The sequence below is a fragment of the Paraburkholderia sp. EG304 genome, from assembly GCF_046543485.1.
GTDB lineage: Bacteria > Pseudomonadota > Gammaproteobacteria > Burkholderiales > Burkholderiaceae > Paraburkholderia > Paraburkholderia youngii.
The window spans coordinates 1-276 of record NZ_JBKGUA010000421.1 but is presented as its reverse complement, the minus strand read 5'-3'; the positions used below and the strand labels follow the sequence as shown (position 1 = coordinate 276).

The following is a 276-nucleotide window of genomic DNA, read 5'->3' as shown; positions in this document are numbered from 1 at the left end:
GCTCGTCGGTGCGCCCCAGAAACTCCAGATTGCCGTCCGGCAGGTACCGCGCCAGGTCCCCCGTGCGGTACAGCCGATCGCCCTCCACAAAGGGACTGGCGATGAACCGCTCGGCTGTCAGCTCGGGACGGTTCAGGTAGCCCCGCGCCACCCCCGCCCCGCCAATGTAAAGCTCGCCCACCGCCCCGAACGGCACCGGCGCGCCATGACCGTCCAGCACGTACACCCGCGTGTTCGCAATCGGACGGCCGATCGGGACCACTGATCCATTAAAAT

General features: G+C 67.4%; 1 protein-coding gene. It reads right to left on the bottom strand.

Translation table 11 applies throughout. From position 1 onward, the window contains the following. On the bottom strand, positions 1–276 hold a 276-nt coding region (locus tag ACLFKU_RS44550), incomplete at both ends, for an AMP-binding protein (protein ID WP_410853496.1).